This is a genomic window from Pseudoalteromonas sp. (assembly GCF_041613455.1).
GTDB lineage: Bacteria > Pseudomonadota > Gammaproteobacteria > Enterobacterales > Alteromonadaceae > Pseudoalteromonas.
This window is the reverse complement of sequence record NZ_JBFJHD010000098.1, coordinates 1-11,435: the sequence shown is the minus strand read 5'-3', so window position 1 is coordinate 11,435 and position 11,435 is coordinate 1. Positions and strand designations below refer to the sequence as shown.

The window sequence follows — 11,435 nt, the reverse complement described above, 5'->3', positions numbered from 1 at the left end:
CGCGGGTGGGGATTGCTCAGGAATGGCGGCAAAAATGGAATTAAGATCACTGACGTTGCCTTCGGCATTCAAAAACTGATATTGCGCAAACAACTTTTTTTGTAAATTTTTAGAGAGTGTTTTACGGCGCTTTTTTAACTGTGCAATGTTGCTGTTATAGCTATCGAGTGTTTGTTGCAATGCAGCAAGCTTGCTTTGCCAGTGCTGTTTTAATACGTGCAGTTGTTTTTTCTCAGCAATGCTTTGTGCCGCTAACCTGGTGTGTAATTGCTGCCGTTCGCTGTCATTTAGCTGCTGCAATGCATCATTACGCTGCTGTTTACGTTGTTCTCGCGTGGTTCTCATCACAGCTTGCTGAGCAAGTAATTGTTGCTGGTAGCTGCTCGTTGCTTGGTTAAATGCGTCCTGAATAGTATTAAACTGCTCGCTGTTTTCTAACAGCTCAAGTTCGGCATTGATATCATTAATAATGCGACTTTGTGCTAAATATTCGTCATCATGTAATTGCATGTCGGCCACCGCCGGCACAAAATTAATCGCACCGTTAACAGGGGACTCAAGTTGACCCGAGTACGCGGCTAAATAACCCAGCTGTTGTTGGCTATTTTGCACCACTAATACCCCAAACATTTTACCACTGTCTGCGTCGTGGTGCGTTGGCGGAATGTGTAACTCAAGTTGTTGTTGTAGCTGCTCAACAGCCAACACTGAGATTGCATCAGGTTGATAATAAAATGGAAAGGTGAATTTATCGGGCAAGGTAAGGTGAGCAACAGGCTGAGTAAATTCAGTAAAGCAAGACGCAATATTTGGCATGGGTAATATAATGATGAATGAGTTAACAAGGTAATTAGCCAACATAATAACATAAACATGGCGAGGGCACTAAGCGTGTTGACCGAGCAAGTAGCTTGCGTGGTTTAACAGCGAGCAGAAAAAAGCTCGGTGGTTGCGACCGAGCTTTTTAAGTTGGGATGGGGATTTATTACATTTTATGCTCAGCCGCTTCGCCATTCACTGCAACAGGCTGAGAGCGCAGTTTGGCGATTAAGCACTTGATATCCTCAAGGGCCACATACAAGCAGGGAATAAGTAACAATGTGATTACGGTGGCAAATAACACCCCAAAGGCGAGTGACACGGCCATGGGGATCACTATTTTAGCCTGCAAACTGGTTTCCATAATAATCGGCATCACGCCAATGAAGGTGGTGACCGAGGTGAGTAATATGGCTCTAAAACGCCGTGCACCGGCTTGCATCACCGCCTGTTTTATTGCCGTGCCTTCGCTGCGCGCTTTATTAACAAAATCAACCATCACTAATGAGTCGTTCACCACCACACCAGCCACAGCAATAATGCCAAACATAGATAAACTACTCATGGTCATACCTAGCAGCATATGCCCAAACATGGCACCAATGACGCCAAATGGGATCACCGACATAATGATCAAGGGTTGGGAATAAGAGCGCAGTGGAATGGCCAATAACGCAAATATAATAATTAACGACAGGGCAAAGTCGCGCTTTTGCTCATCGGCACTGTTCATTTCTTCTTGAATGCGTCCAGCCACTGCGCTTTGCACTCCGGGGTAGCTGGTTAGCAATTGGGGTAAATAGTTATCACGAATATCTTCGGCAATGGCGAACGGCTCGGCGACGTCGGTATTTACCGCAGCCCACACGTTAACGGTGCGTTTAGCGTTTTCGCGGCGAATACGGTTCACGCCATCAACCAGTTTTACCGCGGCAATTTCGCTGAGCGGCACTTCGGCGCCACTGGGCGTGATGATACGCACACTTTGTATATCGCTTATCGAATTACGTTTGTCTTCGGGGTAGCGGATCATCACTTTTATTTCTTCGCCGTCGCGTAAAATACGTTGCGCTTCTAGGCCGTAGTAACTAAAGCTCACTTGCGAAGCGACATCGGCCAGAGTTAAGCCCATGCTATAAGCCAGTGGCTTTAAGTCCAGTTGCACTTCGTCGGTAGCGCTTTGCATAGAGTCGTTAATATCGCCCACCCCTTCCATGGTTTGCAACTTGGCGGTTAATTTAGCCGCTACCTGTTTAAGCTGGTTGGCATCTTTACCTTCGAGCTTAAAGCTAATATCGCCATCGTCCCGGCCGCCACTCATAATACTGTCATAAATAGTGAGGTTTTTTACCCCTGGTAGAGCAGGCATATTGTCGCGCCACAAAGCACTTAAGGCAAAGGTGTCGATAGGCCGCAAATCGGGCTCCACCAAAATTGCCATAATGCTTGCTTGTGTGCGTCCGCGTAAGCTCACCGATAAATCGCGGATCATCGCTTGGCCATATTGCTGCTGCAATTGTTGATCGACGTTTAATAATACGTTTTCGATGGTTTGTGCGGTGCTAAGCGTGGCTTGCTCCGATGACGCTAGGTTCATCTCGATATTAATACGCGGAAAATCATGCGGGATCTTCGGATTAGGCACAAACTTAACTAAGCCTCCAGCAAACATCCCGGCGCTGACAATGAGTAAACACAGAAACCCCATAATCACCGTATATCGATAATGAATACAGTGGCCAATAAACGGCGTGTAGTAATTATCAACAAAGCGCTTTAAGCCACTATCCATGATTTTACGCGCACGATGTAAGGGGTTTTTAGGGTTCGGTTTACGGTCTTTCATGGCAGCAATGTGCGCTGGTAATATGAGTTTTGATTCAATCAGAGAGAAAATTAAACATAAAATAATCACTCCACCTATTGCCTTAGAAAATGCTGCACCGGGGCCGGTGGCAAGCGTTTGCGGTAAAAAGGCGGCAATGGTGGTGAGTACCCCAAAGGTGGCAGGTATGGCCACGCGTTTCACGCCACGTACCACATTGTCTAAGCTGTGACCGTGTTTTTCTATTTCGGCGCCAGCCGATTCACCCACCACAATAGCGTCGTCTACTACGATGCCCAGTACCAAGATAAAGGCAAACAGGGAAGCTAAATTAATGGTGACATCTAAAAAGCCAATCGGCATAAATAAAAACGCGCCTAAAAACGACACGGGCAAGCCCATCATCACCCAAAACGCCAAGCGTAAGGGTAAAAACAATGCCAGCACTAACATCACCAGCATACCGCCCCAAATCATATTGTCGACCATCATATCGAGGCGGCCTTCAAGGTAGTAGGTGAAATCGACAATTGCGGCCAGTTTCACATTGGCAGGCAGCTGCGCTTGTTTGCTGGCTAGGTAGTTTTTTAACACCCCCGCGACATCGGTAATATCTTGATCTTTAGATGCCTTTATTTCAAACGATAGGGAGTTTTTGCCATTGTATTTTGAGTACTGCAGCCCTTCGGCAAAGCCATCGTTAATGGTGGCCACATCGGCTAAAAATATTTGCGCGCCGTCGGGCAGGGTGATCAGCGGTAATTTGGCAAATTCACTGCCACGGTAGGCTTGTTTTTCCACGCGCATTGAAATATAGCCGTTGTCAGAGCGAATTTGTCCCGCCGACATGTTGGCCGAAAAGCTCTGTACTGCACTGGCAATATCGCGAAAGGTTAGGCCGTACTCGCGCAGTTTATCTGGGCTGACTTCAATCCCAATCTCGTAATCTAGTCCGCCATTAAATTCAACTAAATTGACATTGGGCAACGCCTGTAATTCATCTTTAATATCATTGCCCAGCTCTTTTAGCTGGTAGTTACTCATATCGCCATACAACGCCAGAATCATCACTTCTTGTTCGAACTTATCGCGCCGCACAAGCGGGCGCTCCATACCGGCGGGAAAGGTATTAATGGCGTCAACCTGAGCCTTTATTTCATCGAGCACATCTTGCAGGTTATAGTGTTCTTCAATTTCTACCCAGGCCTGTGAAAAGCCGCGGTTTGAATAGGTGATCAACCGCTTTATGCCTTCAGTGCCTTCCAGCGTTTCTTCTATCTTTATGGTGATGCCTTCTTCTACTTCCTGCGGTGCCGCGCCAGGATATACAGCTTGTACACTGATCCAGTGACTTTCAAACTGCGGAAACATCTGCTTGCGAATAGTAAATGCGGTTAAAATGCCGCCAATTAATATAAATACCATTAATAAGTTGGCGGCAACGGGGTTGCGAGCAAACCAGGCAATTAAGCCTTTTTCACGTGTACTCATGGTTAATCCTCTTTAAGCGCAAGCTGGGTAACATCGCTGGTGGTTGCAGGCGTGTCGCGTTTCACTGCCATTCCTTCACTGGGGTACTCAAGCGCCGAGGTAATAAGTTGCTCGCCTTCAACTAAGCCACCTTGGGCGATCACCCTGCCATTGTGTTCACGTACAATGTCCAGTGTTTTAAAGGAGAGGGTTAAATTGTCGTTTAGCACCGCTATTTTATTATTTTTCACTAAATGATGTGGCACACTAATCGCGTCGCTGATGGTGCGCCCTTCAATACTGGCATTTACATAACTGCCAAAACGCAGCGGTTGGCTTGGCGCGCTATACGGTTTTGAGAACTGCGCGACTAAATAGCTCATCCGGCTTTTTGCGTCGATGACCCCTTCGCTACGAATTATGGTTGCAGGCCAGTGGGTAAGTTTTCCGGCATATTGTGCGCTCAGCGTTACATTGGCCCCTAAGCCGCCATTGGGTAAGTATTGCAGTTCGCTGTCGGCAACCGGTAAGCGAATGTGTGCCACAGAGGTGGCACTTAGCTCCCCTAAACGACTCCCTTGATTAACCACCGAACCTAAACTGATATCGCGCTGCTTAATAATCGCATCATACGGGGCTCTAATATAGGTGCGCTCTAAATTACGTTTTGCGCGTTTGACACTGGCTTGTGCAGAGCGATAACGGGCCATTTTTTCGGCCAGTTGCGGTTTACGTAAGTACAGCTCAGAGGCAATAGCGTCACTGCTGTCTGACTTGATCCGCTCCCACTCGGCTTGTGCTACATGTGCTTGAGCACGCTCTATTTCCAGCGCCGAACTGGCTTGCGCTAAGCCGGCTTGTGCCTCAATTAAGTCGGCTTCGTAATCATTTGCGTCAATTCGTGCTAAAATATCGCCTTGCTTTACAAACGCACCGGCAACAAACTGATCAGCTACGGCGATGACTTGTCCGCCTACTTGCGCGATGAGCACGGTTTCATCTTTTGCTTTGACAATGCCGTACGACGTGACATCGAGAGTAAGGGTATCTAACTGCACACTTTGCGTACTCACTAACGGCCGAGTGTCTTGCAGTGGTTTTTGTTCGGGCGGGGTTTTAAGTGATGAAAATGCAACAGCTAAGGCAATTCCGCCTGCCAGTACGGCAAGCGGCAGTATTATTTGTTTTTTAGAAGCCACAGGGCATTCCTTCATTATTGTGGTGACGTTTAAATAATACGCAATAATATGTTTACTGGGTGTATAAAGATGTAACAAAGCATTACACAGTATCAAGGCGCAATGCGGATTTGAGCTATGTATCTACAAATTTTTGACAGAGGTTATTATGAAAACAGCGTCTATGGCGTGTCGCTTAGGCTGCGGAGCATGTTGTATTGCGCCAAGCATCAGTTCTGCGATCCCAGGAATGCCTAACGGTAAAAAAGCAGGGGAGCGTTGTATTCAGCTTGATGAGCGTAATTTGTGTAAATTATTTGGTGATGCAAGCCGGCCAAAGGTATGCAGTGACTTTAGCGCCACCCTTGATGTGTGTGGTAGCACAAATGCACAAGCATTTACGCTGATCACTGAGCTTGAGCAAATGACTTAGTCAATTAGTTTTTCTGCCGGCGATGGCCGGTAAAGTAAATTGTTCACCAAGCCTATAACAGGCGCTTTGCTGTAGAGTAGCATTAACCATAACAGTGATGGCTTCTCTCGTGAGCAAGCTCGGGGTTTACAGTAAACACCGAGCTTATCGAGCTTAAGCAGCTACCAACTATAAGTAGCACTTAGCGTGTATTGTTCGCCACGCCCAGGTGTGCCGGGTACGTCTTCAAACGATTCATCCCATAGGTTATCTGCCGCGAGCGTAATAAAAAAGTTTTTCACTGCAGCGGGCATTATTTTTAAGCTTAGCTGGGTAAACAACGCCTCATCAGCAGAGCGGCGCAGCGCATTACGGTGTTGCTTGCGCCACTCATTATCAATACGAAACTCAACTATATCCGTTGGTGTCCAAACGGCGCCAAGCGTTACGCGGTGATCGGGAAAGTTAAGTGCATAAAAGCTGGCATCCACCGCATCAGAGCCATAGTTTTCTGTTTTATGTAAGTAGGTATAGCTGGCAACAATTTCACTAGTATCAAACTGCTTAGTGGCTAATAACTCAACGCCAGTGGTGTCAATATCAACCGGCTCAGCAAAGCGGGCCGAGCTTGAGTCAAAGCTAAATGTCCAGTCGGTTAGGTTGTGATCTTGGCGATAAAAAAGCGCCGAATTCAGCTGCCAGCTTGGTTGTTCGAATAAAACCCCCAGCTCGAGGTTTTTACTGGTTTCGCGCTCTAGGTTATGGTTACTTCTAAATAAGCCGCCCGATTCACTACCACCAATGGCGGTGTAACCTGCCACTTGACTTGCTTCTGCATACGATAAATAGACTGTACGCGCTGTGCCATCGCTATGTTGCGTGTTTAAGGTTACATCACCAATCAGTGACACATCAGCGTCATCGCGGTTGTTATTATCAAAGGCAGCACCCACGCGCAGCGTTAACTGTTGCGTGTTGCTAAGTGCCGTGGTGAACTCGGGCAACACGCTGATTTTTAAGTAATCTCGCGAGGTAAAATTGTTTTCCAGACTGGTTGACTCAATAGAATCGGCAATATATTGCGCTGAATAATTTAGCGCGATGGCCTTTGAGTAACCATGACGGCCCGACACGGCGAGTGAGGTTACTTCGGTTTGATGAAAAGCTTGGAACGCACTGGGGTTTTCACGGGAAAAAATATAGTGATCGTTATGCTTACGGTAATACGCCGAGACTTCAAATTCACTGTCGCGTGCATAAGCTTGCTGATGATTAAGCATTAATAACTGCGTTTTTAACGCTTCGGTTTCATTCACACCAAACGGGGTGTATAGGTTTGGCCAGCCAAAAAACTTTTCTTGTGAGCCAAAAAACAAATCAGTTTGTGATTGTGCGCCGCTTAATTGTACTCGCGCAGAGTGGCGAGTAAAGTCGTGATCGCCAAACTCAATTGAGCCATCACTTTGCGAGTGCGAATATTCACCTTCAAAACCAATACGCCAATTAGCGTTTGTCTCAAGTGGAGTACTCACACTTGCATGAATTGTTTGTAGGTTAAAGTCATTTGAGCCTGCGCCCAAAGAGACACTGCCACCTGTTATTATTGGTTTCCAAGCAAATGAAACAGTACCTACTGAACTATTCATACCATAAAGTGCATTATCAGCACCGGTTAATACTTGAGCGCTGGTTAGCATCTGCGGTGCAATAGGGATTTCGGCAAAATAGTGACCTGATTGAGGATCGAGTAAGGTTGCACTACCGACTCTAAAGCCGGTGTTTTCAAAAATGCCGCCACGAATAGTGACGTCCGCTTGCGCCTCGGCCATATTGCGCGATTGTAAATCAACCCGTGGGTCGTATTCTAAATTAGAGATAGGTGAGTCAAAGGAGCCGACAGGCAAAGTATTAGCCGTTGGCGATACTTCAATGGTTATGTGTTCGATAGTAGTGGGTTGTTGCGTGTCTTCTGCGGCGTACACACAAGTTGATACGCTGGCAATAACGACGGGTAGTATAAGGTGCGGAGCACGGTTCATAGTGTGGTTCTCATATTCGGTAATTGCGTTAACAATTAAATGCCTATCACTGTTGATGGCGTGATAAAGTAGGCTCACTAAGCCCAGCTGATTGTGGGCGGTATTGTACATTAATACACGAAAACTGCATTTCATAATCACGCTGTGCGTTACAAATTTGCAACCAGCAACACTATAATTTATTTACATTGGAATTTTTTATCATGCAAACACCTGACTGCGGCAATCGCCACCTCCATCAGCAGACTCTGTATTTTGCCGGTGGCTGCTTGTGGGGCGTGCAAGAGTTTATGCGGCACTTACCTGGGGTGCTAAGCACCGAAGCGGGACGCGCCAATGGCAGCACAAAAACCACCCAAGGTGAATACGACGGCTATGCCGAGTGCGTCAAAGTAACCTTTGATAGCCAAGCGGTAACCCTGTATCAATTAATTGGCTATTTTTTCGAAATTATTGATCCCTATAGCATTAATAAACAAGGCGATGATGTAGGCGAAAAATACCGCAGCGCGATTTACAGTGAAGACCGCAGCCATTTAACCATTGCGAGGGAGTATATAAACCAGCGAGACGATGCCCAAAAAATAGCCGTAAAAGTACAGCCGCTTACCAATTATGTGCCAAGCGATGCTGAGCACCAAGACCGCTTAACCAATCACCCCGATGACTATTGCCATATTCCGCTGGAATTGTTGCATAAGTATAAAACGCCATAGTTAACAATGTGCTTAATCACTAAAAACAAACGGCCACAAAAAAGCTCACAAACTGTGAGCTTTTAACCAAGAAAATCTGATGGTTACTGCTGATGTGGCGGAAAGTTAGTTAAAATTTTAGCCACGGTTTTTTTAACTGAGCGTTCACGTTGTTCAGGCGATTGGTTTTTTCTTAAGCGGCCATCTTCAGCGCCACGCCATACTAGCTGGTTTGAGGCACGATCGACAATATCAATAACCAGGGTACCTACCTCGTATTCACGGGTAGTAATATCGTTGTGATAGCCCATACCCCACGAACTCCAACGCGCGCCATAGCCGATGCTAAAATTACTCACATCAAGCTCTTTATCTACCGAGGCATGGTAATTTATTAACACATCGGCATTGGCAGGATCGGTTAAGCGCATGCCCATCTTTTGACTAAGTTCACTGATAATGGCGCTGCGTACGCGCTTTTCCATTAAGGCATTAATTTGATAATTGTTGGTGTCTTTAGTTAAATCGGCATTTTCTGCCCAAGCAAACGTTTTGTAATTAGCAAAGTCAGCCGACTTGTCATAATCCCAATCAGCGGTTTGCGTACAGGCGGTTAACAACGCCAGTGCTGCAATAATTAATATATTTTTCATTAGTTTGCTCCATTTTTTATAAAATAGTACAGGTTATGTAACCATGCAATATTTAAGCTGCTAGCTCTAGTGTAGCTGTTATAGCTGAACCATTGGTTAATTATTAATGTTCAACTTCAATCCAATCTTTTTCATCAACCCAGTTTTGTGCACCATTTTTCACCGCGCGAATAGGCACAATGTAGTCGCAACTGATTTGTGGCTTCACCGAGGCAAATATTGGCACAAAGCCAAAACTAAGTGCCGTTTCTATGATGGCTTTTTGATTTTGCGGATCAATGTCGGCGGCTTCATCAATATAAATAGGAATACGATATAAGTTTTGCTCTTGTGAGCTTAACAAGTAACGAATAAATAACATACCACATAATAACTTAATGGTGATGCGAGTACCGTTGGAACCGGCAGAGTCAATTTTTTCAAAATGCTCGGTTTCGCCGGCGCGATTCACCACTTCAAAACGAATATCAAATAAATCGCTGAGCGTTAAGCCGGCTTTATCCGCGGCCAGTTTAATTAAATGATCTTTCGCTTCGTTTACCGCGCTTTCGCTGATCGGCTCTTGGCTGAGTAAATCGAGCGTGTCACCGTGTTCAAACTGATGTGAGGTACTGATAATGGTATCGATACTGTCGACCAGCATTTTGCGGGGTATTACGTTAATTTTAAACGCTTGCAGGTTAGATATACGGTGCTGGCTAATGCCTTTATTAAAGCTGTTCATTTCTCGGCGCAGCCGATCTAAGTCTTCGCGCAGCCCTTTAATGGTCGCTGCTACTTCGGTTAACGCTACTCGGGCTTGACGTTCCACAGCGTCGCGTTCGTTATCTATGTTATGAAACGCACTAATTAGTTTTTGGTATTTAGTAAACTCATCGTTTTCGTTATCGAATTTGGTAATACCCGCGTTATAAATATGCAAATAGGTATTACGCACATTAATGTCAAAATTACGCAGCGCTTGGCAGTCTTTATTAAAGTGATGAACTAAATCGCTTAAGTTATCAAAATCGATAGTAATATCTATCATGTACGGGGTGACTTTGCCGCTGTATAAATCCAACGTGTGATCAATGCGCTCGCTTTTAACTTGTTGCAGGCGCTCAATTTGACGGTTGATTTGTGCTTGCTTTGATTTGATTAACGCACGTCGGTCACTAATAGAGCCACTGTTTTTTTGTATGTCTTGTAAGTAGTCATCTACTTGGTCGCGCTCGGCAAGTAATTGCTCTTTCAGCATTGCTTGTGCGTCTACCGACTGTTGCATAACCGTAAACTGCTCTAAGCGTTTCAGTGCGCTCTCGGCGTTCATTAGCTCATCATATAACGCGTCTTTTTCGGTTTGCTTTTCGGCCACATTGGCGGCGACGTCGCGCTGTTGTTTAAACTGTTTTAATGACAACTCAAGGGCATTGAGTTGTGCGCTGAGCTGCTCTTTATTTTCGCCGCTTTGCATTTGCACCGGCGACAGCTTTTTCAGTTTAATAGTGGCGCCGGGTAGGGTGAGTACGCCGCCTTTTACGTTGTCGCTTAACAGTGCTAAAAACGCACCAAATGCGTCTTCATCATCAATGCTGATATCGCCATTGCTGGTGGTGGCAAACGACAGGATATCGGGGTTTAAAATCCGTGAAATTTCTTCCACTTCTTTTAGCGAGAGATCTTCGCGCATGCGGGTAAACAAATTAAATTCGAGGTTTTTAAGTTGCAGTTTTAAGCTCTTAATTTGTTTTTGCGTTTCACTAATGCGGTAATCTAGAGTATGCAAGCTTTGCCCTTGCGCGCTATTTATAGAGTGCGACAGGGACTCGTAATCTTGTTTTAGCTGCGCCACGTTGCTTTTAAGCGTGGCGCGGTTAACCAGCTCAAACTCATGTTTAAGTGCATTGTAGTCTAAAAACCACTGTTCAATTTGCGTTTGCTTGCGCTCAATATCCCGTGACTGTTGCACGTACAAACTTTGCTTTTGTTCAAACTCATGTTTTTCGTGCTCGATGTCTTCCAGCGCGCTATTAAGCTCATTTAGCTGTGTTTCTTGGTAGCTATCAAAGTCAATCAGTGCTTGGTCAATTTTGGGAGCATACGCGGCCAATTTACCTTTTAGCACGGTTTGATTTTCCAGCATGGATTCCAACGCGGCGATGGGCTCTTGCATTGATTCGAGGGCTTTAAGTTCGCGTTTAGCGCGGTTTACTTTATCAAACGAGCGACGCCAGACCTCATAAAAGTCAACTTTTGAGTTTGACATATGGCGCTCAAATACCCGCAACATAAAGCGTTTAACGTCGGCGGCACCGAGCTTATGCAGGTTTAGAATACGGCGAAAAATCTCTTTATAAATAGT

7 protein-coding genes and 1 pseudogene are annotated in these 11,435 nt (G+C 45.6%); 2 read left to right on the top strand and 6 right to left on the bottom strand.

The annotated features are described in order from the left end of the window. From ABYB02_RS10275 to ABYB02_RS10265, 3 genes and pseudogenes are all read right to left on the bottom strand, one after another. A pseudogene (locus ABYB02_RS10275) lies at positions 1–861 on the bottom strand (RNA pseudouridine synthase); the annotation flags it as partial. Positions 862–985: 124 nt separating this feature from the next. Then, complete coding sequence (locus ABYB02_RS10270) at positions 986–4,135, bottom strand: efflux RND transporter permease subunit (protein ID WP_372762369.1); 3,150 nt, start codon at positions 4,133–4,135, stop codon at positions 986–988. A gap of 2 nt (positions 4,136–4,137) precedes the next feature. Then, entirely contained in the window at positions 4,138–5,313 is a 1,176-nt protein-coding gene (locus ABYB02_RS10265; protein ID WP_372762368.1) for an efflux RND transporter periplasmic adaptor subunit, read from the bottom strand. Between the two features lie 148 nt (positions 5,314–5,461). On the opposite strand from ABYB02_RS10265, the gene ABYB02_RS10260 reads away from it, so the two are divergent. Further along, positions 5,462–5,725 (top strand): YkgJ family cysteine cluster protein, encoded by a 264-nt coding sequence (locus ABYB02_RS10260; protein ID WP_372762367.1) that lies wholly within the window; start codon positions 5,462–5,464, stop codon positions 5,723–5,725. Positions 5,726–5,886: 161 nt separating this feature from the next. On the opposite strand, the gene ABYB02_RS10255 is transcribed toward ABYB02_RS10260, so the two are convergent. Further along, positions 5,887–7,743, bottom strand: a complete 1,857-nt coding sequence (locus tag ABYB02_RS10255; RefSeq protein WP_372762370.1) for a TonB-dependent receptor plug domain-containing protein — start codon at positions 7,741–7,743, stop codon at positions 5,887–5,889. A 203-nt stretch (positions 7,744–7,946) separates the two neighbouring features. On the opposite strand from ABYB02_RS10255, the gene ABYB02_RS10250 reads away from it, so the two are divergent. After that, complete coding sequence (locus tag ABYB02_RS10250; protein WP_372762366.1) at positions 7,947–8,459, top strand: peptide-methionine (S)-S-oxide reductase; 513 nt, start codon at positions 7,947–7,949, stop codon at positions 8,457–8,459. An 83-nt stretch (positions 8,460–8,542) separates the two neighbouring features. On the opposite strand, the gene ABYB02_RS10245 is transcribed toward ABYB02_RS10250, so the two are convergent. Continuing rightward, positions 8,543–9,091, bottom strand: a complete 549-nt coding sequence (locus ABYB02_RS10245; protein ID WP_372762365.1) for a DUF4136 domain-containing protein — start codon at positions 9,089–9,091, stop codon at positions 8,543–8,545. 103 nt (positions 9,092–9,194) lie between these two features. Then, positions 9,195–11,435: ATPase (locus ABYB02_RS10240; protein WP_372762364.1), on the bottom strand; the 2,241-nt coding region annotated here is incomplete at its 5' end.

Excerpts from the sequence above, each read along its gene's own strand:
- ABYB02_RS10250 (WP_372762366.1), top strand. The coding sequence starts at position 7,947 with ATGCAAACACCTGACTGCGGCAATCGCCACCTCCATCAGCAGACTCTG.
- ABYB02_RS10270 (WP_372762369.1), bottom strand. The coding sequence starts at position 4,135 with ATGAGTACACGTGAAAAAGGCTTAATTGCCTGGTTTGCTCGCAACCCC.
- ABYB02_RS10255 (WP_372762370.1), bottom strand. The coding sequence starts at position 7,743 with ATGAACCGTGCTCCGCACCTTATACTACCCGTCGTTATTGCCAGCGTA.
- ABYB02_RS10260 (WP_372762367.1), top strand. The coding sequence starts at position 5,462 with ATGAAAACAGCGTCTATGGCGTGTCGCTTAGGCTGCGGAGCATGTTGT.
- ABYB02_RS10245 (WP_372762365.1), bottom strand. The coding sequence starts at position 9,091 with ATGAAAAATATATTAATTATTGCAGCACTGGCGTTGTTAACCGCCTGT.